Source organism: Chitinophaga sp. 9-1-y, from assembly GCF_059511905.2.
On the sequence record NZ_CM197955.1, the window covers coordinates 5,163,605 to 5,188,594 of the forward strand.

Annotated in this window: 18 protein-coding genes; 7 read left to right on the forward strand and 11 right to left on the reverse strand. The window is 45.7% G+C overall.

The annotated features are described in order from the left end of the window. Positions 1 to 9 precede the first annotated feature (9 nt). Both AC5ZC7_RS20380 and AC5ZC7_RS20385 read left to right on the forward strand, forming a co-directional pair. Positions 10 to 897 carry a helix-turn-helix domain-containing protein gene (locus AC5ZC7_RS20380; protein ID WP_496157050.1) on the forward strand — a complete coding sequence of 296 codons (888 nt, stop codon included), beginning with the start codon at positions 10 to 12 and terminating at the stop codon, positions 895 to 897. Positions 898 to 967: 70 nt separating this feature from the next. Beyond that, positions 968 to 1,966: an aldo/keto reductase gene (locus AC5ZC7_RS20385; protein WP_496157049.1), complete on the forward strand. Its 999-nt coding sequence runs from the start codon at positions 968 to 970 to the stop codon at positions 1,964 to 1,966. 184 nt (positions 1,967 to 2,150) lie between these two features. On the opposite strand, the gene AC5ZC7_RS20390 is transcribed toward AC5ZC7_RS20385, so the two are convergent. Beyond that, positions 2,151 to 2,813 (reverse strand): GntR family transcriptional regulator, encoded by a 663-nt coding sequence (locus AC5ZC7_RS20390; RefSeq protein ID WP_511911261.1) that lies wholly within the window; start codon positions 2,811 to 2,813, stop codon positions 2,151 to 2,153. Between the two features lie 313 nt (positions 2,814 to 3,126). On the opposite strand from AC5ZC7_RS20390, the gene AC5ZC7_RS20395 reads away from it, so the two are divergent. The 3 genes from AC5ZC7_RS20395 (at position 3,127) to AC5ZC7_RS20405 (ending at position 8,466) form a co-directional block, all read left to right on the forward strand. After that, positions 3,127 to 3,375: a hypothetical protein gene (locus AC5ZC7_RS20395; RefSeq protein ID WP_496157047.1), complete on the forward strand. Its 249-nt coding sequence runs from the start codon at positions 3,127 to 3,129 to the stop codon at positions 3,373 to 3,375. Between the two features lie 455 nt (positions 3,376 to 3,830). Further along, on the forward strand, positions 3,831 to 6,899 hold the full coding sequence (locus AC5ZC7_RS20400) for a SusC/RagA family TonB-linked outer membrane protein (protein WP_496157046.1): 3,069 nt from the start codon (positions 3,831 to 3,833) through the stop codon (positions 6,897 to 6,899). Positions 6,900 to 6,954: 55 nt separating this feature from the next. Continuing rightward, positions 6,955 to 8,466, forward strand: coding sequence for a RagB/SusD family nutrient uptake outer membrane protein (locus tag AC5ZC7_RS20405; protein WP_496157045.1), 1,512 nt, complete (start codon positions 6,955 to 6,957; stop codon positions 8,464 to 8,466). Between the two features lie 212 nt (positions 8,467 to 8,678). Here the strand turns inward: AC5ZC7_RS20405 and AC5ZC7_RS20410 are convergent, their stop codons facing one another. The 10 genes from AC5ZC7_RS20410 to AC5ZC7_RS20455 form a co-directional block, all read right to left on the reverse strand. Beyond that, a complete protein-coding gene (locus AC5ZC7_RS20410) occupies positions 8,679 to 9,038 on the reverse strand; it encodes a nuclear transport factor 2 family protein (protein WP_496157044.1) in 360 nt (119 codons plus the stop codon). 74 nt (positions 9,039 to 9,112) lie between these two features. Continuing rightward, positions 9,113 to 9,703: a cyclic nucleotide-binding domain-containing protein gene (locus tag AC5ZC7_RS20415; RefSeq protein WP_496157043.1), complete on the reverse strand. Its 591-nt coding sequence runs from the start codon at positions 9,701 to 9,703 to the stop codon at positions 9,113 to 9,115. A gap of 458 nt (positions 9,704 to 10,161) precedes the next feature. Beyond that, entirely contained in the window at positions 10,162 to 11,049 is an 888-nt protein-coding gene (locus AC5ZC7_RS20420; protein WP_496157042.1) for a DcsG N-terminal domain-containing protein, read from the reverse strand. Positions 11,050 to 11,204: 155 nt separating this feature from the next. After that, positions 11,205 to 11,900, reverse strand: a complete 696-nt coding sequence (locus AC5ZC7_RS20425) for a response regulator (RefSeq protein WP_496157041.1) — start codon at positions 11,898 to 11,900, stop codon at positions 11,205 to 11,207. Further along, positions 11,890 to 13,002: a histidine kinase gene (locus AC5ZC7_RS20430; protein ID WP_496157040.1), complete on the reverse strand. Its 1,113-nt coding sequence runs from the start codon at positions 13,000 to 13,002 to the stop codon at positions 11,890 to 11,892. Before AC5ZC7_RS20430 ends, AC5ZC7_RS20425 begins: the two co-directional genes overlap by 11 nt. Before the next feature lie 21 nt (positions 13,003 to 13,023). Then, entirely contained in the window at positions 13,024 to 14,055 is a 1,032-nt protein-coding gene (locus tag AC5ZC7_RS20435; RefSeq protein ID WP_496157039.1) for a S41 family peptidase, read from the reverse strand. Between the two features lie 191 nt (positions 14,056 to 14,246). After that, positions 14,247 to 15,797 (reverse strand): RagB/SusD family nutrient uptake outer membrane protein, encoded by a 1,551-nt coding sequence (locus tag AC5ZC7_RS20440; protein WP_496157038.1) that lies wholly within the window; start codon positions 15,795 to 15,797, stop codon positions 14,247 to 14,249. Positions 15,798 to 15,821: 24 nt separating this feature from the next. Further along, a complete protein-coding gene (locus AC5ZC7_RS20445) occupies positions 15,822 to 19,076 on the reverse strand; it encodes a SusC/RagA family TonB-linked outer membrane protein (protein WP_496157037.1) in 3,255 nt (1,084 codons plus the stop codon). 197 nt (positions 19,077 to 19,273) lie between these two features. Further along, positions 19,274 to 20,341, reverse strand: coding sequence for a FecR domain-containing protein (locus tag AC5ZC7_RS20450; protein ID WP_496157036.1), 1,068 nt, complete (start codon positions 20,339 to 20,341; stop codon positions 19,274 to 19,276). Positions 20,342 to 20,421: 80 nt separating this feature from the next. Continuing rightward, complete coding sequence (locus AC5ZC7_RS20455; protein WP_496157035.1) at positions 20,422 to 20,982, reverse strand: RNA polymerase sigma-70 factor; 561 nt, start codon at positions 20,980 to 20,982, stop codon at positions 20,422 to 20,424. Positions 20,983 to 21,218: 236 nt separating this feature from the next. On the opposite strand from AC5ZC7_RS20455, the gene AC5ZC7_RS20460 reads away from it, so the two are divergent. Further along, a complete protein-coding gene (locus tag AC5ZC7_RS20460) occupies positions 21,219 to 23,360 on the forward strand; it encodes a GH92 family glycosyl hydrolase (protein ID WP_496157034.1) in 2,142 nt (713 codons plus the stop codon). Positions 23,361 to 23,518: 158 nt separating this feature from the next. Further along, on the forward strand, positions 23,519 to 24,964 hold the full coding sequence (locus AC5ZC7_RS20465; protein ID WP_496157033.1) for a M48 family metalloprotease: 1,446 nt from the start codon (positions 23,519 to 23,521) through the stop codon (positions 24,962 to 24,964). Positions 24,965 to 24,990: the final 26 nt, after the last annotated feature.

The window sequence follows — 24,990 nt, forward strand, 5'->3', positions numbered from 1 at the left end:
GCTCTAACGATGCCAAATGATATCACTTTTCTACTGGATGAACTAAAGCAACATGAAAAACTGGCGATCCGGATCAGCTCTCATGAAATGGGACTTTTACCGGAAGCGGTGAAAGATCGTTTCAGGCAACCACACCGCAAAACGCATTACTTTTTCATGTTCCAATTGAAAGGGAACTCTGGTCATGCGGTAGACCTGCAAAAAATGCCATTGGCCCCACAGCAACTACTATTTGTTTTACCTCACCAGATCCACCAGTTACCTCCCAAAGGACAGGAAGATCCGGTACCGATGGCGTTCTATAAACTCAGTTTCGATCAGCATTGCTTGTCGATGCTACCCAAAGCCTACCCGTTTCTCGTCAATCCTTTACATCAGCAACGGATTAGTTTTACGCCTGCGGCAGCAGAACGACTGGAATGGATTTTTAAAATGCTGGCGCAGCATCTGTCTGTTAAAGACACGCCTCCCCCGCTGATCCTGGCCCACCTGGATACCCTGCTCACAGAAATTAATCATGGATATTTCCAGCAGGCACCGGAGCAAAGTGCCACGGATGATAAACTCAAAAAATACATCGATTTCAAACTGCTGGTGGAAAAGGAGCTGACAGAGCAACCACCCGTTACCGGAATAGCGAAACAACTGGGCATTAATACCACCACCTTGTATAACATTGTGACCAAATATGCCGGCGTGTCGCCCAAATCTTTTATCAACAACCGGCTGATATTGGAGGCGCAGCGAAAACTATACTATGGAGAAGGGTCTGCAAAAGAAATTGCCTTTGACCTCGGCTTCAACGATCCTGATTACTTTTCCCGGTTATTCCGGAAAGTGACGGGCAAAACGGTATCCGCGTTTATGACGGGGGTCAGGGATTTGTCCGGTAGTTAGGATGATCTGTCCGGCACTTCTTCCGGGAGGGCATCGATCTTTGTGTTGTCAAAAAACAAAACAAACGATCATGAATACAAATACAAGAATACTCGGAAAAGGCGGTCCACAGGTATCAACAGTTGGACTGGGTTGTATGGGCCTCTCTGGCATCTATGGCCCTGCGGAAGATGCTGCTTCCATTGCTATTATTGAACAGGCGCTGGAACGGGGTGCTAACTTCCTCGATACCGCTGATTTTTATGGGAACGGACACAATGAAGAAATCATTGGCAAAGCGATCCGCGGCAAACGGGATAAAGCATTCCTGAGCGTAAAAACCGGTGTAATGCGGGCGCCCTCCAAAAACGGGATGCCTGTTTTTGGTCCGGTGAATGGCAGCCCTGATTACCTGCGCAACGCGGTGGTATATAGTTTACAAAGACTGAAAACAGATTATATAGATTTGTATACCCCTTCGCGCGTAGACCCCAAAGTGCCTATTGAGGAAACCATCGGCGCGTTGGCAGATATGGTAAAAGAAGGTATTATCCGTTACATTGGGTTATCGGAAGCCAGTGCAGCTACGATCGTTAAAGCGCAGCAGGTGCATCCTATTACCGCCCTGCAGATTGAATACTCTTTATGGAGCCGGGAAATTGAAGCAACGGTACTGCCCACCCTACGCGCCAATGGTATAGGCCTGGTGGCGTATGCGCCGCTGAGCCGGGGCTTACTGAGTGGCACTATCCGTACACCGGAAGATTTAAAAGATGGCCGGATACACATGCCGCGTTTCCAGGGAGATAATTTTTACAAAAACCTGCTGTTGGTAGAAAAAATCCAGGAGCTGGCAGCACAAAAAGGATGTACACCTTCACAATTAGCCATTGCCTGGGTGTTAGCACAGGGGGAAGATATTATTACAATTCCTGGTACCCGGCAGGTAGCTAATCTGAAGCAAAATATCGCCGCATCGGATATTACCTTATCAGCAGCTGAACTGGCGGCTATTGAAGCGATATTCCCCATGGGCATAGCGGCTGGCGACCGGTATGCGGCGGCAGGGATGCAATCACTGAATGGATAAGAGCGGAGTTTGTCTTGTTCAGGATTATACTGATTTTAATTTATTGATTTTATAAGATAAAAAAGATTAGCGAAGACAGATGAATACATGCTTCATCTATCTTCGCTAATCTTTTTAATCTTATAAAAAACAATCGGGAAAATCAGTATAATCAGTATAATCCTGAACAAGACAATATTCGCGTCTATTCTCTCCGGCTTTCTACGGTATATACGAAACTATCTGCCCGATAGTAGCCGAGGTTGTATTCAATAGGGCGTTCCCCCTGATCGTATACAAAACGTTTCCTGAAAAGAATGGGGCTACCGGGTTCCAGTTCCAGTTTGGCTGCAATAAATTTGTCGGCTGTTTTGGCACTGATTTCTTCTTTGGATAAGGTGGCAGTGGTCATGTAGTCCTTTTCCAGTATATCGTACAGGGGGCGTTTGAAATCCTCTTCTCCGGTAAGTCCTACGCGGGGGTGAAAATAAGAAATGAAGTAAACAAAGGGGCCTTCTGCTTTGCCTCTCAGGCGCTCCAGTTTTAATACTTTTTTGGTAGGACTGATTTCAAAGAAATTGGCGATGGTTTCATCCGGTAATACCCAGGTAACATGCAGCTCAAAGTTCCGGATAGTAATTCCGCGGGCAGTCATTTCCTGCGTAAAGCTGAGCCAGTTTTTGGATTTAGAGCTGATGGTAGCTTCCGCCACTTTTGTTCCTACGCCTTTTTTACGGGTCAGCAGGCCTTCGTAAACGAGTTTATTTAAAGCATGACGCAATGTAGACCGGGAGATCGCCAGCTGTTTTGCCAACTGTACTTCATTCGGTAAAAATTTCCCTCCGGCATATTGCGGATCCTTGATCATGTTTCGCAACAGATTTTCTGCCTGGATGTGCAGCGGTAAAGGATTTTTATGATCTATGCTCAAATTCATGCCTGCAAAGCAACTGGAAAATAACTAGAAAACCAATTTTAGCCCCCCTATTTTGCCGAATATGTATGGTGACGGCCTTCCATGACAATCGATGTCATTTTTTTCAACTTTACGCAACAATAGGGGGCCGATTGCGTTATAATCTATTCATTAACAGGCAGATAAGCCACCTGATCCATGTGAAAAACTTTTCTTGCATTAGTAAATTTATGTTTATATGTTTGTACATAATATCCGGGACCACATGATGAAAAATTTGATTCCCATAATCGCAGGTATTACCCTTCCTGTTTTCTTCACAGAAAGCATGCAAGCCCAAAGTAAGTCACCCGAAGTGCTGGCGTCTATCCTCCAACACAGCCAACCAGGTGTAATCGCTTCCGGCGATCAGTCTTACTTTTTTTTAGCCCAAAGTGATAAAACGATTTTGCAACGCATGGACAAGGCTTTTGGGGTATGCGATGGGTATGATAAAACCGCTAAAAAAAGATGAATATAAACAACTGTTGATGGGCTTAAACCCATGACTAACCACGTCATTGCTCACAACAACGCTACGAATGGTATGAAGACCCAATAGGCTAACCCAAAGGACCAGGAAATTTCAACGGGGGAAGCAGGTGTATTACAGGAGGCTGTCCCGTTACTGAAAAAGCAACGGATAACATGCACCCGTAAGGATTCCCGCTGTTCACTTGTTGTTAATTATTAATCACGCAACCAAATCTGACGGAAAAAACTATGATTCAGCTCTGATCACTTGTTTAAAGGGAGGATCCACGTAAAAAGCCATCCTCCCCATTATCTTTTATTGAACCTTTATCAGTTATTATCTTATCAGCTCTGATCACTTGTTTGAAAGGGGGATTCCACGTAAAAAAGCAATCCTACCCATTTTTTAGTTAAACGATTTACCGGCTATTATTCCATCATCTCTAAAGACTTGTTATGAAAACAAAACTTGTTTATGTGCTTGCATGTCTATTACTCTCCATGCACGCAATGGCCCAGATTAAAATAAGTGGCAAGGTCACCAACGCCACCGACGGGAGTGAAATTCCCAATACAACCGTTGCCATTAAAGGTACCCTGAAAGGTACAATTGCAGACGCTAAAGGAGCATATACCTTACAGGTACCTGACGGCAATGCGGTGCTTGTATTTTCTTTCACAGGATTTGCTACGAAAGAAGTAAAAGTAGGTAACCAAACCGTTATCGACGTGGCACTCTCGGAACAAGCTAATACGCTGAATGACCTTGTAGTAATTGGTTATGGTTCCGTAAAAAAATCGGATCTCACCGGTGCGGTGGCCTCTCTCAAAGCAGAACAAATCATGGATGCTCCCGTGCCTAATATTTCACAGGCCCTGCAAGGTAAACTACCCGGGGTAGACGTGAATATTAACAGCAGCGCTCCCGGACAGGCCGCCAAAGTACGTATCAGGGGTATTGGTTCTATCAACTCCTCCCTCGATCCATTGTATGTGGTAGATGGAGTAGCAGGCGTAGATGGTAATGCCATCAACCCGAACGATATCGCCTCCCTGGAAGTATTGAAAGACGCTTCCTCTACCGCCATCTATGGTGCCAGAGGCGCCAACGGTGTTATCATGATCACTACCAAACGCGGTAAAGCAGGTCCTACCCAGGTGAGCTACCAGGGCGATGTAAACGTCAGCACCCTGTCGCGGCACCTCAAAACGCTGAATTCCGATGAGTTCGTGAAAGTATATAATGAAGCATTCGTAAATGCAACCAAGTTCGACCCACAGCATGGTACCTGGGCGCCACCCAAGGCCCTCAATCACCAGAACTTTCCACTGCTCTTTGATGCGAACGATAAACCTCTCTATAATACCAACTGGGAAAAAGAAACCTATAAACCAGCCGTTTCCAACAGCCACCAGCTGAACTTCCAGGGTGGTAACGACAAAATGCTGTACAGTGCGTCGCTCGGCTTCCTGGATCAGAATGGTCTGATGACACAGTCCTGGTACAGGAGATATTCTGCCAGGCTTACTTTCGATGATGACGTAAAATCCTGGTTAAAAATAGGCGGTAGCCTGAACATCATTTCCGGCAAACAAAGACTGATATCTGATGGTAACGGATCTCTGAACGTAGCCAGGATGGTGACAGAAGAAGTGCCAATTGTACCCGTAAGGTATCCTGACGGCACCTGGGCTGGTAACAATGACATTGCCGGCCTGGAAGGAGGTCCTAATCCGGTGCATATTGCGCAAAACAGGTACACCCTGAATAATATGCAACATACCCTGGGTAATATCTACCTGTTATTCCATATTACCAAAGAGCTGGATTTTAAAACAGACTTCGGTTATGACCTGGTGAGCAATAAAGCCAACTATTACTCTGCCGGCGACTTGCCTCACCTGTCGCAGGACCAGGGTGGTGTAGCCAAGATCACCAACGACTACAACAAATACTGGCAGTCAGAAAGCTATTTTACCTATAACAAACAATTTAACGCCAACAACAGCTTAAATGCCGTGGCAGGTATCTCCTTTATCAAGTATTCCGGGGAAAACAACCTGGTGGAAACACAAAATTTCCTGTCGGACTACTTCCAGTGGAATAGCCTGGGAGCAGGTTCCGTACGTTCTAATGCGACTTCGCTGACTACTCCCTGGGACATGAATTCCTACTATGCACGTGTGAACTACAGCCTGCATAACAAATACCTGTTCACCGCTACGGGCAGATATGATGGTTCGTCTAAATTCAGTAAAGAAAAACAATTTGCCTTCTTCCCCTCTGTTGCTTTTGCATGGCGCATGTCTGAAGAAGAATGGCTGAAACACAGCAATTTTGTCAACAACCTGAAAATCCGCACCAGTTATGGTCTTTCCGGCAACCAGGAAATCGGACAATTCCAGAACGTTCCGCAATACAGACCTGACCAAACTGTGATAGGAGGCTCCAACCAGCCTGTCATTGTACCCGGCTACATTGGTAACCCTAACCTGAAATGGGAAAAATCCAACCAGTTCGACGGAGGTGTGGAATTGTCTGTGTTGAAAAACCGTATTAACCTGAACCTGGACGTATATACCCGTAAAACCAACGACCTGCTGTTAGCGGCTCCTATTCCATGGTCGGCCGGGATGTACAATGCCAATGTGTATAAAAACGTAGGTTCCGTAAGAAACAGTGGTATAGAAGTCAACCTGAATACAATCAATATCCAGCGGCCTGACTTCACTTGGAGCACCAACTTCATTTTTGCTTCCAATAAAAATGAAATCTTAAAGCTCAACGATGGCAATGCGGATATTTTCCCGGGTCCTAACTTCCTCGGACAAACGAACGTATTACGGGTAGGCAAACCCATTGGTTCTTTCTATGGCATGACCCGCCTGGGCACTTATGGTACTGACGAAGCGGCAGAAGCAGCCAAACACGGCCTGTTACCCGGCGACCGCAAATATGTATATGATGCCAATGGCAACGCGGTATATAGTATCATAGGCCGTGCTTATCCAAAATGGACCGGTACTTTCAGCACCAATTTCAAATACAAAGGATGGGACCTGACCTGCGATATCCGTTTTGTACAAGGGGTGAATACTGCTGCTACATTTAAACACTCTACAGAAGACCGCCAGACACTGGCTAACAGCCTGGCTACCGTATTAAATGCCTGGACACCCAATAACCAAAACACTTCTATTGCCCAGGTACGTAGCTACAAATTCACACAGGACTCTCACTTTGATACCTGGTGGGTAGAAGATGGTTCTTATATCCGTGGCCAGAATTTCACATTGGGCTATTCTTTCCCGGCAGCATTCCTGCAGAGAAGCCATATCAGCAAATTCCGTATATACGCCAGCGTGCAAAACCTTTTCGTGATCACCAAGTATACTGGGTATGATCCGGAAGTTGACACCTTCACCAGCACCTATGGCTCCAACACCGGCTTCTCACAGAACCTTGACTTCTTCCCTTATCCCCGCCCGCGCGTGTGGAACCTGGGTGTAAATGTCAACTTCTAGCCCATTACGTATAACCGGACCAGTGATATCATTTAGTGAATTAAAACATCTGAAAATGAAAACGACAAAACATATATTAATAGCGTTGCTGGTGTTGCTCAGTTGCTCCTGCAAAAAGTTCCTGGATGAAAAACCAACGAACTTCCTCACACCAGATGCGGACCTCACCAGCCCGAAAGTAGCCACCGCTTTTACTTTGGGTTGTTATCAAAACCTACAGGGATTAATATACGGACAACCTGCTTCTTACGGGGGTAATACTTACAACCTGATGGAATTTATGACTGGTAAAGCGGGCAGTGATCTTGGACAAACAGGTTTTGCCACCTTCCAGAATCTGTTGTACAACAACACCTCGTTTTATGTAGATACCTGGTGGCAACGTTTATACCTGGGCGTAGGCGCCTGTAACCTGGCTATTCAAAATATTCCGAAAGCCATACAACCCGCCACCACTACCACTAACCAGCTGGCCACCGCCAAAACATTGCGGGCCTTGTATTACTTCTACCTGGTACGGCTATACGGTGCAGTGCCCAAAGTAACGGTGGTACCCACCGTACCAACGGCGGCGAACCTGAATCTGCCGCGTACGCCAGCCAAAGCCATTTACGACAGCATCATTATTCCGGACCTGCTGGATGCCGCCAAATCAACCCTGCCCTGGAAAGACGCTACCGGCCAGGTAACTATGAGTTTGGTGCAAACACTGCTGGCTGATGTATACCTCACCTACGCTGGTGCAGCCATCAATGGAGGTAATCAGTACTATGCTTTGTCGGCCGCTGCCTCCAAAGCAGTTATTGCCAATAGCGGTGCGTCTCTCTTTACCAACTACACAGATATGAATAACCCCGCGAATAAAAATATCGGGGAATTCATATTCCAGGTACAGTTCGCAGCGTCCGTGCCAGCACCTAATCCATTAACGGCATTGACTATTCCGAACTATGCAGGTATCTCCAAATATTCTGATGAATATGGATCCGTTTATCCTACTCCTCAGTTTATCAAATCATTTGCACCGGGTGACAAACGCGTACAGGAAAGACAATTCTTTTATACGAAATACAAAAAAATCAATGGCACCGATACTGTTACCTTCAGGAACACATACATCTACAAGTTCTTTGATTCTTTAGCCGTGGTAAGCACCGCCAAGTCTGATCTGAACTATACCGTGTATCGCCTGGCAGATGTATACCTGCTATATGCGGAAGCATCTAACCGTGCAGAAGGTGCCCCCAATGCAGATGCGCTCAACTACGTAAAAGCGATCCGTACCCGCGCCAAATTGGGACCACTGCCGGCAAACATGTCTCAAACCGACTTCGAACACGAAGTATGGCTGCAACGGTACTTTGAACTCTGTTTCGAAAACAAGATGTGGTTCGATATGATCCGTACCCGTAAAGTCCATAACGATGTTACCGGCAACTGGGATGATTTCGTAGGACACAAAACGGTGTACAACGCTACTTTCGCAGAAAAGAATTTGTTGTTCCCCGTTCCTAAACAGGAAACGGATGTGAACCCAAACCTGCTGCCTAATAATCCGGGATTCTAATAGCGCAGGAAGCTATTTTAGCGAATGACCAGAGCGGATTTTGTCTTTGTTCAGGATTAGACTGATTAGACTGATTATATTTTTAAGATTTAAAAAGATCATGGGAGATGAAAGCGGATATGGCCTTCATCCCCCCTCCTTCTAATGGTAAAGACGCCAGGAATAATTCATCCTGACGTCTTTACCATTTTATGTGAACAAAGAAATATTTTTTATTGGGCCGGTTTATCAAGTAATTGCCGCGGATCGAAGATAACCTGGAACCTGCTGATTTTATTATCTTTCAGCTCATACCAGCCACTGCTGAAAATGGTCTTTTCACCCATGTTGATATTATAATAAAGACAAACATCCGTACCGTCTTCAAATGCTTTTTTCACGGTATACTTGAACTTCATGCGGGACATGTCACTGATGTATACATCTGCCCCTTCGCGGGTACCCATTACGCCCACAAAAGTCAGATCATCCTGCAAATACTGCCGGGCACCGGCAAAATCTTCGTTGTTTAAAGCGTTAATAAAAGATAATACCACGTCTTTGGCGCTATTGTTATGCTGTGTTGCTGTCATAAATGTTTTATTATATTACAAAGATCCGGAGATACCGGTAGTTATACCTGTGACGTTCGTCACAAAAGAAGCGGCTACTCCCTCCGGCCACGGATACGGCTCAACGTTTCCCTGGCTACGCCCAGGTAAGAAGACAAGTGAGACAGGGATACCCGTTGTAGCAAATCGGGGAAATGTGTTTCCATGTATTCATAACGCTCCTGTCCGGACATCAGTTTATAGATGGCCGCATGTTGCTCCTGCTTTGCTGCAATCAAGTGCAGACATTTCCTTCCGAGCAACTGAATATCCGGGTCCTGTACAGCTGCTGCGTACAGCAATTGCTTATCAAACTTCACCGCGGTAAGCGGCTCCATGGCCTGTATGGCATAGTCCGATGGTTCTCCTGCTCCAAAGCTGCTGATATTGGTAGCCATATCATTTTCAAAAAAGAAGGTTGTATTGATATCTTTCCCGTCTTTATTGTAGTAGGCCCTGCAATAACCTTCACTGATGTAAAACAGCGACTGACAAACCTTTCCGGCTTCCAGCAGGTACTCCCCTTTCTTAAACGTTACGATGCTGAGTGCCGGGTACAACAGCTCCCAATTTTTATCTTTAAAGGAAGTGAGTGACTTTACATAAGCTAATACATTTCCGGCCGCTGCGTTGTCAATGTCGAACATTTGTAGATGATATTTAAGCCGGAAAGATAGTAAGCATACGCAAGAATTACGAATTACGGATTTGTGGGTAGATTGTAAACGAGAAGATCTCCTTCGCTTATATCTACCCACAAATCCGTAATTCGTAATTCGTAATTCGTAATTTCCTTTCCCCACGGTCTTCTCAGCAGGCGCCACTCGGCCAGCTGGACAGTAATATTGAGGCGGTAGTATTTAAATGCCTTTTTATTGTTGAATGTGAATTTCCCTGTAAGGAAACGGGAGCCAAAAGACTCATTATTCCTGCTATCCCCCACTAACCCTTACTACACACAGCGCGGAGAATACCAAAACACATTTGCGGTTCCAGGCAAACTATGAAGCAGCGATTACGAAAAAGCTTTTAGCTATTAGCCTTTAGCTTTTAGCAAATGCAGCGGAGATCAAAATAATAAAGCCTCCGCTGCATTTGCTAAAAGCTAAAGGCTAATAGCTAAAAGCTTCCTCAACGCCTGGTAATAATTTTCATATCCCTGTGCTGCTATACTCAGGAACAGATAGGGTTCTATCATCTCCAACTCCATCAGGTAAAATTCATCTGCTTTAATAATCCCATCTACCCGCACATATAAAGATCCCTTTCCGAAATGATCTACATACTGCTGTGCTTTACTGATCATCGTTTCACCAGCGGACGCCTGTTTAAACGTACCACCGTGATAGTGTTGTACGCGGAAATCTCCCTGCCGGGGAGTTTTTAACAGCATATGACTAAACACCCCTCCAAAGAACACAAATGACCATTCCCCTTCTTTAATCTCTTCCAGGTAAGGTTGTACGAGAAAGTCTTCCGCCTGCAACAAAGCATTCAGGGATTCCCGTTGTGCGGCAATATCTCCCACAGACAATAACACCGTATTTTTTGCACCGGCACTTACGCAGGGCTTCACTACAATTTTATCGGTGTTCCAGAGAGAGAAGAAGGTGCCCCAGTCGGGTGTACTACCCTGTACCAATAACTGGCTGGGGATAATAGATAGCCCGGCATCGGCGATTTCAAGTAAATATTGCTTATTGCTGTTCCACCTTACCATATCAGCGGAGTTGAGCAATCGTATACCCGCCTGCTCAGTAGTTTTTAACCAGGCATAGAAGGCATCAATCTGGTCATGATAATCCCAGGGCGATTTAATAATGGCTACATCATACTGTCGCCAATTTACTTCCGGGGCGTTCCATACCACCGGCGTGATATCTATTCCTTTCCCCTGCAGGAATTTCAATAACTGCTCATCTTCACTTTCTGTAACGCCTTCGTTGTACCGTGCTTGCTGTTGATAAGTAACCAGGGCTATTTTTTGATTCATGATTTCCGGGTTTAAATGTTGCTACAATCGGTTTGGTTGGCAAAAGTACTTCAAAGGGAAATGAAATAGTGCATACAAATTTCTATATCGCTATCATTAAAACCTATTTCCCGGACAGGATCATTACAACGGCGTGTAAGGGAGACCGTTATTCACTAATTAATCAGTTTGCGGTTAATCAACCGGACCACTTCCTCTTTATAGGTGGGGCCAATTGGTACCTGCTGCCCATTCGACAATGTAAGGGAGCCTCCTTTCAGACCGATGATGTGCTTTACCGCCACAATGCTGGATTTCTGTACACGGCAAAAATCCCTGAACGGCAGGCGCACTTCCAGATCTTTCAGACTCAGGAGTGTCATCGTCTTTTTATTTCCATGCCAGATGGTCACGTAGTTCTTTGCGCCTTCTACCTGGATGATGTCGGCCAGGTGGATTTTTTCCAGGCAGCCCTTGGTCCCTGTTTTCACAAAAAAGTGATCTTCTTCAGCGCCGGGAGTTTGCTCCCGATATTTATTGACTGCCTGCAGGAACCGCTCATATCTGACAGGTTTCACCAGGTAGTCTGCTACATTCAGGTTAAATGCCTCTACAGCATACCTGGCATATGCAGTAACAAAAACAATGGCCGTCTTTCCTTTCTGAGATCCGGCAATCTCCAATCCGTTTAGCAGTGGCATCTCTATATCACAAAAAATCAGGTCCACGTCCTGCTGTGTACAATAGCGCACTGCCTCCCCGCTATCAGAAAATGCAGCCAGCAAGTGGAGCGACGGCGTCATGTTTATATAGTACTTTAACACGTCTATTGCCGCAGGTTCATCGTCAATTATAATAACATTAATGGCCATTACCCGAATACAGTGTTAGTTTAGTAAAATAAGTATCTGTAGTATCTTCAATCAGCAGATTATAGGCATCACCATAGGTCATCCGAAGCCGGCCTTTCATATTTAAGATGCCCATTTTTGTAGATGGTACCTCCATACTACGGGACTTTTTCTGATTTGCACAGCTGAATATCAACTTGTCTTCCGCTGCGTCGAGAGTTATCCGGATAGGATGCAGGGCATTGGTAGCATCTGCATGCTTGACGGCATTTTCCACTATCGTCATTAAAACAAACGGTATGATTCGCCAGCCATTGATCAAACCCGTTTGCTCAAATGTGGCATAAAATCCAACACCAAACCGGAGTTCATTCATTTTTAAAAACTTCCCGATATATGCTACTTCATCTCTCAGCGCCACCATACCATTTCCTGCTACATCATGGGCATCAAAAGCATACCGCATAATTTCAGAAAGTGTCAGAATCCCTTCTGACAGTTCCTTTGAATACGGAAGCGATCGGGCATATAAATAATTCAGCGAATTAAACAAAAAATGAGGATTTACCTGGGCCTTAAGCAGTTCGTATTCAGCTTCGCGCTTATCTAGTTCCAGCTGTTTGTTTCTTTTGGTTACATCGCTGGATATCGCCGCTTTGACAATGATAATTGTCAGTACGCCGATGATGGTCACTCCCAACAAAAAATCCGAAGTAAAAGCAAAGGGATTCCTCACAAACGCTATGAATGTTTCCGGATAAAAAAAATAGTTAATACCCAGGTCTATCAGCAGCAACGGAACAAACAACAGCAAGGCTGCCGCGAAGATCACCAAGATTCCGGCTTTACGGACCGACAAATGATAAAACAGGTTGAATACTAAAAAACAGAGCAATGATACCAGCAGGCAGGAAAGTGCCTGCTGCAACAGGTATGTCCAGCTAAAGATCCAGCTAAGAAACCCGGTCCTGAGCACCGGGTCTTCCAGGTGACTGTTAACGTACCAGGTTCTGGCATTGATGACTAATTGCAGCACTGCCAGCCAGCCAACCACTTTCCAGTACGGAATTCTTGGATGCCGGATCATCTTTTTTAAAAGTTCAATGGTGATTATTCCTGGCATATCAACTTTTTCTCTTAAATATTATTTACGGGCCGCCAACCAGCGGATTGCCGCCTGTATGCTTTTGTCGTTGTCAGGATGTTCAAAGTCAGCCCCTACAGGAACAGGCTCCTCCGGCACCACATCCAGCATATATTTTCTTCCGTTCCTATCTTCTGCCCAGGCGGTCGACAGGCTTAAAATAACATCTTTTCTCAGAAAAAAAGTCTCATTACCTGTAATCTGTCCCCTGGTGGAACTTCCAAAGAACCGGGTATTGCTATTTCCCTTTAGTGCAATGGCGGCATGTTCACCGGCACTGGTAGTAAAACCGCTAATCAATACCGCTATCTTCATCCCTTTCTTTGGCATACATCGGTTTTTTAACCATGTCAGCTGCGTCGTATCATAGAACAGGTTGCCATCTTTGAGCCACATTTCCTCCCGGGCATTTCCCTTCTTCGAAAAAGCGAAACAAAGGCCGTCTTCCAGGATGGCAGCCATGCCACCAATGAGGGCGGGTGTACTGCCTCCTGAATTCAGCCGTAAATCAACAATAAGGCCTTTAAGCGGCTTGCTTTGTAACAGGCATAATGAATCTGATATACTTTGAGCAATAGCAGACATTTTTTCTATCACCACCTGCATGTCTTCCGATGGTTCAATACCCGCATCGGGAATGGTAATATAACCATATGCGCCGTGCAACACAGCCGTGCGTAAACTACCATATCCCTTACGGACAGCGTCCCGCATTTCTGGTGTTATTTTATTGCTCACAAACACATAGGCGTCGGGGTTACCGGCTTCCTTTCCCTGGAAGGAAATACCGCTGTGCATATCCTTCAGCGCCTGCATCAGCATGCCGAACGCCGGCAGCACACCACCCGCACTATCAGCTCTTGTGCGGTCCAGGTGTTGGTAGATGTGAGGTGTCAGCGAATCCCAATTGACCTGCTCTGCATAAACAGATTGCGTTTTCACCAGTAAAAAAATGGAATCAAACAAAGTCTTTTGCGCGTGTACACCAGTGGTGCATATCGATAAGAGTACACAAAAAAACAGTTTTCTCATGTGTTGTTTTTTTGGGTACTAAACTATGCCTCCCTCCGTCTATGAGCAAGTTATTTACACCAAATGAAGGATTCACCGTACCAAAAAAAGAATTAGTCTATGTGCAGTTATCCCAATAGCATATGTCTAAAAACGCGAAACGCGGCCCCACCGAGGTGGAGCCGCGTTTCGCGTTTTTAGACATATGCTACTTAGTAGCCGTCGTTCTGTATCAACACGGGGGAATTACGGTCTATTTCTGTTTGCGGAATAGGCCAGAATTCGTAGTTATCCTTGTACTTTGTTTTCACATCCGGTACTAATGGATTAGGTACAAACCCATTTAATTTCTGTGTGGCAATTCCCCATCTTCTCAAGTCAAAATAACGCAATCCTTCCAGGGCAAATTCCACCCTTCTTTCATGACGGATACGTGTACGCATAGCCGTTTGTGACAGGCCCGCAGGAAGATCCGGCATGCCTGCGCGGTTACGCACTGCTTTCATGGCTGCGTATACGGTACCATCCGGGCCGGCGGCTTCATTCTGTGCTTCGGCATACATCAGCAGGATATCTGCATAACGAAGTAATACAAAATCGTTATCGTCTATCGTACCGTAGTCGGGATCTGTCAGGGAAGGGTCCAGCCATTTCTTCACCGCATAATAACCCTTTATCCAGCTATCTTTTCCGGGTGTAGCCACTGCCAGGTCGCCGGTAAACGGCCAACCCTGGGCTTTGGTATCGCCGGGGAAGAAGAAAGTCATCCGCATGCGGGGATCCCTGTGTTCATAAGGTTTTCCGGGAACATATACGCTGGACGATGCGGTGTCTTTTCCATCTGCTGCTTCATACTCGTCGATCAGATCCTGGGTACCCAGTTCTCCTTTCCAGCGTTGCAGGTTCACGGATATCGCTACATCCTGGTGCAACATATTAGGGCGCATGTATCTCACAGAAAACATGATTTCTTTGCTGTTGTTCTGATCGGGTTTATAAAAGTTACCGGGATAGCTGGCATTCAGGCTGAACTTACCGGCATTCATAATTTCCTTTGCCAGTGCAGCGGCTTCCGCATATCTTTTCTGGAACATCAGTACCCTTACTTTATATCCCTGGGCAGTGGCTTTCACCGCATGTCCGTTGTAATAGCTGGTATCCGGTAATACAGCAATGGCTGCATCCAGATCAGCGAGTACTTGTTTTAAAACGTCCGCCCTTGGGGATTTTGCCCTGGAAGAAGTATAATCTACAGTGAAAGGATCTTCTGTAATCAATACTGTGTTGCCATAGAGCTGGGCTAACCAGAAGTAGTTAAAAGCCCGCAGGAAATAAGCTTCTCCTTTATACAGCGCCAGCTTATCGCCACTCAGCACGGTGCCCACTTTAGCAAGGAATACATTAGCCCCGGCAATGGCCTGGTAGCTGTTATCATAATAAGATCTTACAAAATCACCCGATTGTGCGGTAATACCGGAAATAAGGGCATTGGTTCCGCCACCATAATTATACTGCCCGTACGAGTCATCGGTAAAGTTATCCCAGGCAAAAACGGTAAACTGTGACGTAGCGTATCCTCCGCTGCCGGCGTACATATTATTGTATAAACCAGCCAATGCTTTGTCTGCATCTTCCGGTGTTTTCCAAAACAGGGAAGTGGCCAGTTTATCCGGTGGGATGAGATCCAATGCTTTCTTACAGGCGCTGAACAGCATCAGGGAAGCCCCTGCTATTATTAGTATATATTGCTGATATCTTTTCATAACTGAATCATTTAACGGGAAAAATTAAAACTGTACGGTTGCACCGAAGGTGTAAGTTTTAGTTTGTGGGTAAGTCACATAACTGCCATCTCCTACACGCTCCGGATCCAGACCCGGGAATTTGCTAATGGTGAATACGTTGTCGGCGGTGAAGAACACCCGCAATGATTTCATACCAATCCGGCTGATGGTAGCAGCAGGTAAGCTATATCCCAATTGTACGTTTCTCAGGCGGAGAAAAGAAGCATCTTTCAGGAAGTAGGTAGATTGATAATACTGCACCGGTGCATAGTTATCTGCTACATATATTCTTGGCATGGTAGTGCTGGGATGCTCTGGTGTCCAGCGGTTCCGCCAATCGGTAGTAGGCACGGACCCTTGTCTGAAAGGTTCTATTCCCCAGCCGGTAACATATACTTTCTGTCCGGAAGAGCCATATAGTTGTGCACTCAGATCGAAATTTTTCCAGGAAGCGCCCAGGTTAATGGCATATTGCAGGGTAGGATATTTTCCACCGGTATAAGTCCGGTCTTTGTCGTCGATTACTCCATCTCCATTTACATCTTTTATTTTCAAATCTCCGGGTTTGGCGTCTACCGGCTGTTTGGGAGATTTTGCGATTTCATCTGCACTCTGGAAAATACCATCCCATTGGTACAGGTAATATTCATCCAGCGGATGTCCTTCTTCCCGGATATTATTACCTATAATATCTCTTTTACCATATTTCTCCAGTATGTTTTTATAATGCTGGAAGTTAGCGCCTACATACCAGGTAAAGTTTTTCCCGATATGGTCGTTATACTGGATATTAAATTCATATCCTTTATTTCTTACGGCGCCGTTATTAACAATAGGCGCATTCAGGCCCAGCCATATGGGTACCTGGGAGTTGCGAAGAATATCGAAGGTATACTTATTGAACCAGTCGCCGGTAATGGTAAGCCGGTTATCGAAGGCGGTCAGGTTCAGACCGAAATCCAGTACGCGCGTGGTTTCCCAGGTAAGGCCGGGGAATATGATCTGGCGGCCGTTGAAACCGGTGGCAATGTTGGAGCCGAATACATAGGGAGCGTTATCGAGGGTAGACTGATACGGATATGTTCCGATATTCTGGTTACCGAGTTGTCCCCAGGAAGCACGCAGTTTCAAATCGTTGATCCAGGATACTTTTTTCAGGAAGGCTTCTTCCGATATTCTCCATGCGCCGGAGAAGGAATAAAATAGCCCCCAGCGGGTGTTGGACGGCAGCCTGGAGGTACCATCATATCGTACGGAGGCGCCGAAAAGGTATTTGTCGTTATAATCATAGTTCGCATTACCATAAAAAGAACTGATGGCCCATTGTCCGGAGGTACCGTTATTGGTTTGTCCGTCAGTAGGACCGGCATTCAGCTCTCTCAGTGAGTTGGTAGGAAACTGGTTACGGCTGGCGCCCAGGGTATCTGCTTTGTTTTGCTCCTGTTGGAAACCGGCGAGTGCATTCAGGTTATGCAGGCCAAATTTTTTCTTGTATGTAAACTGGCTATAATACACGGTGTAGATATAGCCGGTATTGCTGACATACAGCCCCGGCGTGCCATCATCCAATATGCCGGCTGTGCTCATATCGCTAAAGTAAAAAGTAGGCACTACTGGTCTGAAATCGTTGGATTTGTAGTTGTCGTAGTTCATACCCGCCCGGTTCTCCCATTTCAGCCCATCTATGATATCTACATCGAGCGATAAATTACCCTGTGCATAATAATCGTTGGTGCGTACCCGTATGTCTTCATCTACAATTGCCACGGGGTTTTTATTTCCGAGCTCATTGGAGTAAGCTTTCTTGATCCATTTGCCGTTGTAGGAAGCCGGGTATAGCGGCGACTGTGCCAGGGCGGAGAGGAACATATCACCCGCGCCGTTTTCGGGATACTTCCGGTTGGCATACCGCATTTGGATATTGGTACCCAGCGTCACTCTTTTGTTAACCCGGGAGCTGAGACCGAGGTCCAATGTATATTTCTTGTAGTCGAAGCCAATCATTACACCGGGCTGATTACTGATACCCAGGCCCAGGCTGTAGTTGGTATTGTCTTTACCACCACTCATATTCAGGTAGTGGTTATTCGTGTAGCCGGTACGGAAAATATCGTCCAGCCAGTTGTGGTTAGGATATTTCACCCGGTCGGTGGCATTTTTGTAAAGATCTATCTGCTGCTGGGAATAGAGGGGCGCCAGACCTGAATTGGTACGGGCCTCGTTAGACAACGACATGTACTCTGCTGAGTTACTGATCACATCTGGCAGTTTGGCTGCTTTGGAGATACCCAGGTTATAAGCATAGGTCAGGGAGAAGCCTGCCCTTCCTTTTTTGGTTTTTACAACCACCACACCATTGGCGCCGCGGGAGCCGTAAATGGCCGCCGATGCCGCATCTTTTAATACGGAAACAGATTCAATATCGTTGGGGTTCAGGGCAGTCAGGTTACCGGGCAGTCCGTCAATAATGACCAGCGGATCGTTACCGGCGCCACTGAAAGTGCTGACACCCCTGATGCGCAGTTGTACGTTTTCATTGCCTGGCTCGCCCGATCCTTGTGTTACCTGCAGGCCTGGCAGCTGTCCTTGCAGCAGCGAGGCCGGATTGGTTGCCACCCGCTTGTTCAGGTCAGCGCCGGAAACAGTAGCCACGGCGCTGGTCAGTTTATGTTTTTCCTGCGTACCATATCCCACTACCACTACTTCATTCAGGCCGGCTACGTCGTCTTTCAGTACCACGGTAATGGAGGTTTGATCTGACACCACAATTTCCTGTTTGAGGAATCCGATAGCAGAAATAACCAGTACCGCATTATCCGGCACTTGCAGGGAAAACAGGCCATCTACCGTAGTCAGCGCACCGGTAGTAGTACCTTTCACCTGCACGGTGATATTGGGTAAGGGGTGGCCTTTTTCATCCACTACTTTACCGCTGATTTTCTTGGTACGGATTTGTTCTGCCGCACTTTTAAACACCACCATATTATTATCCATGATAGCGTAGTGCAGACCGGTTTGACGGGATATTTCGTTCAGTACATCGCGGATATCAGCCTTTTCCATAGTAAGACTCAGGCGCGGCAGTTTTTCAATAGCGGTGTTACTATAGTAAAAAGTGTATCCCGATTTTCTTTCGAGATAGTGAAATACCTTTTCCACATCTGCCTTTACAAAAGAAACAGAAACGGTATTTTGTGAATAACCTGATGCAGATACCTGGAAAAACAGGCCGATCAGAAAGCAGGTAAATTTAAACATCAGTAGTAGTTTTCTTCCATAACATGGTAGTTCAAACGTTGTTCGTGGCGTTTTTCTTTTCATAACCTGGAAAATTCTTATTAAGACTCAATAAATGTGGAATTATTTCGCAATAAATGGCCGACACTAACCGGCATAGGAAACCCGCTAGGGAGGTCGCTCCCCAATAATGGTGTTGCTATTCATATTGGAAGATTTTAGTTAATTGTTATTACATCCCCCTGGATGGAATATTTAAATGGTTGAATTTCCTGTAAAATGTTTAGCAGTTTTTCGATTGATACATTGTCGGCTCGTCCGGAGAATCGCAATGCCGCCAGTTGTGGGTCACTAATCGTGATCTTTACCCCATACCAGCGTTCCAGTCTTTGTGCCAGAACGGATAATGTTTCATTTTGAAATATGAGTTGGTTATTGATCCAGGCTGTTTCCAGCACATGGCTGCTATCTGTTGATGAAACAGGCGATAATGACTGGCGTTCAATAATGAGCGATTCTTTCCCGCTGTTACTATAGGTAATTTGTTTGTTTTCGGCAGTAGCTGTTGCTTTCCGGAGCAATACTTTTTCGTTGGGGGTTACCCGCAGCACCTGTTGTCCGTCTTTTACCCTTACTTCTACCGCACCGGAGATAACTGCGGTTTCCTCAAAATCTTCTTCTTTATAGGAGCGTACGTTGAAACTGGTACCCAGCACCCGCACATCCATTTTTTCCGCGTGTATAATAAAAGGCCGGCTGGCAGCATGTTTGATATCGAAGAAGGCTTCGCCGGTAAGATATACTTCCCGAACGCCTTTATCCATTTTTTCCGGGTAGCGTAAAGTACTGCCGGCATTTAGCAAGATGGTACTGCCATCCATTAAACGAATCTTCGTTTTCATCCCGGCATCTGTGGTCACTATTTTATATCCCGGGAAATACGATTGCCGGTAAAGATATGCCAGCCCGGCGCCGGCCAGGCAAATCAGCACCAGTAAAGGAGCCAGCATCTTGCGGGCAGGAAAGCGCCGCTTGGGAGGTTCCGGGCTCGCAGCAGGCTCACCAGGATGTTCATCTCCAATAGCATTACTTACCCGCGCCATCAACCTCTCCATATCAGCGTCCTCAAAGGCAGCCTTTTTACGGAAAGAAAGCTGTTCCATCATACCGGCTTTCAGCCAGTCGCCCGGATGTTGCAATAATAATTCGTCCAGCTCCGCTTGTTCAGCGGCGGAAATTTCGCCGCTCCAGTGCAGGGCCAATAACTCCGATAACCGTTGGGTCATTTACAAAAGGTATATTTTTCGATGATTGTACTAATAAGACAACAGCCGAAAGAAAAACAATTAAGCGGGGTAAAAAAAATTTATGAGTAGGAATATTGGATGGTAGGCCCCAGTGCAGCCCAAATCTTTTTCAGGGCAATGGTCATTTGTACATTCACGGTAGCTTTAGACAGGTCCAGCAGGGCGGCGGCCTGTTCATAACTAAATCCCTCTTCTTTTACGAGCACAAAAATTTGCCGGCAACGAGGTGGTAAAGACTGGATAGCGGCGTGTATATGATCCAGCTGCTCTTTGTTAATCAGGATATCTTCAGGGCTTTGTGCAGCATGGTGGCTCACCTCCACTTCCCAGGCGGCCTGGTGTGTTTGTCGGCGTCCATTCTGCTTCAGATAATTAAGCGCCGTATTTTTCACCGCTTTAAAAAGATAGTATTGTACATTATCAGGTGCGGTAACCTGTGCTCTTTGTTGCCATATCTTAATAAATACATCTGCTACCACTTCCTCCGCTTCTGCTTCATTGCCTACAATACTGCACGCGAAATACCGTAATGAAGGGCTGAATGCCTTCATCATCTGTTTAAATACGGCAAGATCCCCCAATGCCCAAAAAGAAGAATAATCAGACGCTTTACTGCTCATGTTCAAGAATGATCCAAAATAGCATTTCTTTTAATAAAAGCAGAATATCGAATTACCTATTTTTAATAGTAAATTACCCGCAAATAGTAGTATCCTATACCAATCGTCCACTCTTCGCTTTGATTAATACTATTTTTTGAATACATTTATCGCCGCCTAAATCGGTTTAGCACTCCAGCCAGGGAATGTTCATCCCTCCGCAAAGCAACTAATTACGAAACATAAACAAACGCACTATGAAGGGCTTCCACGTACCATTGATCCTGTTCCTGCTGTTTGCCACCACCGCCAACAGTCAGCCGAAAACCACTTATACAAAGTATGTCAACACTTTTATCGGCACCGCACCACTTACCGATCCCAGGATCCTGGGCTACGAACTACCGCAGGGCTGGAGATCCTGGGCCGGCCTCACGTTTCCAGGCAGCTCACTACCCAACGCTATGGTGCAACTCAGCCCGATGACCGCGTATGGTTCCGGCGCCGGGTACCAATATGAAGACAGCATCATCTACAGCTTTACACATACCAACAAAGGACACTGGAATCTTTGCAATATTCCCATACTCCCGGTATCGCATCCCGGGGAACACTTCGGGTCCCGGTTTTCTCACAAGAAAGAAAGTGCCGCACCTGGATTTTACCAGGTATACCTCCACGATTATAACGTGGATGTACGCCTCACCTCTACCCTGAGATGTGGCTACCATCAATATCAATTCAAAGATTCCCACCAACGGCAAATCCTGTTTGACCTGGCCAAAGCCAATAACCGGGTAAATGGCTGGGATATGGAAAAAGTAGGCAATAATGCGCTGCAAGGCTATCAGCAGGCAGGCGAACGCATTTATTTCTACGCCATCCTGAATACCAATATTGCCCAATTAGACCTGCCGAATAAAGGCAATAACAACGGCTACGGCATGGTTACACTGGTTGACGGCGCCGGTCCTGTAGAAATGAAAATAGGGATCTCTTTTGTGAGCAGCAGCAACGCCAAAGAAAACCTGGAAAAAGAAATTGGCCGCAAAACGTTCAATGATATCCGTCAGGAAGCTACCCAAAAATGGGAAGCACTGTTGTCATCTATACAAGTAAAAGGTGGCACGGAAAAACAAAACACTATGTTTTATTCCTGCCTGTACCGGTCGTTCCTCTGGCCTGCCCTGCGCAGCGATATCAATGGCGAGTATACAGACGCCGAACACAAAGTGGTGAAGGCTGACTTTAATTACTATACCGAACCATCGCTCTGGGATACCTACCGGAATAAAGATGTGTTGCTGGGACTGATCTCCCCCCAGGTAACCCTGGATGTGATTAAGTCGATGAAAGATGTGGGAGATAAAAAAGGCTTTATCCCTACTTTTTTCCATGGTGATCACGGCGCCTCCTCCATTGCCGGCGCCTACCTCCGGGGCATAGATAAATTTGATATCAAAGGCACCTACGACATACTACTGAAAAACGCCAATGTAGAAGGCGGCGCCAGACCATTCATCAAAGAATACATGGAGAAAGGATTTATTTCAGATCCGGATATTCCTCATCCGCACGTAGAAAGTAAAGGAAAAGCAGGCGTGTCCAAAACGCTGGAATATGCATATGATGATTATTCTGTAGCACAGATCGCGCAAAAACTGGGAGACACGGCCAACTACCGCATCCTCATGGCCCGGTCAAAGAACTATAAAAATGTATTTGATCCATCTGTCCGGTTTATGCGGGGTAAACTCGCGAATGGCAACTGGATTGAGCCATTCAATCCACAGTATCCCTACTATGAATATATGTTCAGGGAAGCCAATGCCTGGCAGGTATCCTTCTTTGCACCACATGATATGGCAGGCCTGATCGCATTGTATGGCGGCGCGGATGCTTTTGAATCCAAACTGGATTCGCTGTTTACGGTTCCATGGAATCCACATTATATTGCGCGCAACGTAGAAACCATGATTGGTCAATACTGCCATGGCAACCAACCAGATCACGAAGCTCCGTTTGCCTATTACTTTGTAGGCAAGCCGGCCAAGTCGCAACATATCATTGATACCATACTGAATACCCTTTATGGCATCGGCGACGAAGGCATCGCCCTCTGTGGGATGGATGATGCCGGTGAAATGTCTGCCTGGTATGTATTCAGTGCCTTAGGCTTGTACCCCTACTCCGCTACTGATCCCAATTATCTCGTAACCGTTCCGCTCTTCAACGAAGTAAAATGGAAAACGGCTACCGGAAAATGGCTCACTATTTCCAGACCAGCCAGCGGCCGCAATTTAACAGGCATCAAAGTTAACGGACATGAAAACAAAGGATACTTTGTGCCGCACGATTTATTTAAGCATGGCGGCCTGATAGAAGTGGATACTAATTAAAGAGCAGAAAGCAGAAAGCTATTGTAGCGATTGATCAAAGCGTATTAATATTCGCAATGATCAATCGCTACAATAGCTTTGTTTTCAGGTACCTTAGCACTTTTGCTTTCTGCTCCTAAAAAATTATCTTTGCGCCTTAGTTAATATACCTATAACTTATGTCAATTCGTAGATCCCTGGGCGTAATTGCAGTACTGCTGCTGAGTTACGCTGCTGTAGCCCAAAATTCAACTTTGTATAATTATCAAGACCTCTCCCATTTTTATTACCAACGTCAGAAAGATTCCCTGAAAAAAGCGTGGAATTGTCCGGCTGTGTATAAAGAAAAAGAAACACAAAAGAAGTATAAGGAAATATGGGATGACCGTACTGAATTTATTAACACCGCCATCGAAAACGACGGTTATGTATACGAAGGTGAAATATATAATTATGTAAATACGCTGATCAATCAGATTGTTCGTGCCAACCGTCAACTGATTCCGCAACAGCCGTTTTTGATGATTGACCGTAGCACTTCTGTCAATGCCTACGCCACTGGCAGTAACCTGGTAGCGGTGAATATAGGATTGCTGGCCTTTGTAAAAACCCGGGAAGAGCTGGCGCTGGTACTGGCCCATGAGTTGGCACACAATATCATGCAGCACGCGGAAAACGGGATGAAGAAACGTGCAGAATGGCTTACGTCAGATGAATACAAGCAATCGCTTAATGCCGTCCTGGATTCAAAATATGAGCGCCTCACCCGCCTGAAAAAAGTATTTGAAGGTTATTCTTTCGACAGAAGCCGGCATCAGCGCTATCATGAGTCAGATGCAGATTCACTGGCCGTTGTTTTACTAAAAAACAGCCAGATCGGGGTTGACGCGACCTGCTTCCTGCGGCTCGACAGTGCAGATATCCAATATCGTCAGCCGCTGAAGAAAAGCGTAAAAGAATATTTCGCGGCCTACCACCTGAATGTAGAAGATAGTTGGATGGTAAAACGTACCAAAGGTTTATCTGCCAAGAATTATAGCTTTAGCACCAGCACCGCTGGATTGGCAGATTCTCTCAAAACCCACCCGGACTGTGAAGAGAGATATAATAAAACCAAAAGCTTCCAGTCTGCCAGCAATACTTTTACGCCTATCCCCACCACGTTACGCGACAAATCCATGAAGATGATGGTATGGAGCATCTATTGCGGTGGCAATATGACTGCCTGCCTGTATCGTATACTTCTGGAAAAAGACAATGGCAACAAAGATCCGTGGTACGATTTCATGTTTAATAACGTGATGTCCGGCCTCTACTATGCCGATAAAAAATTAAGCCGCTTTAATGCCATCACCGTAAAACCCAAAGAATACATTTCCAAAAACTACTATGAATTGGAAATTATGTTCGAGCAAATGCCGAGGGAAAAACTGGAAGAATTCTACAACACCCTGCAACAAGGCGCATTCTGGAGCAATACAACAGATGCCGAAAAAGGCTTCAAATCACTCGTACACACTTTATTAACCGACGAAGACAATGCACAAAAAACGGCCAAAGCATTTACTGCCAAATATCCGGCCAGCTTGTACTGTGAATTTGTCACACCGTTTTCAAAAAAATAGACAGTAACAATTTATCCCATCAGGTA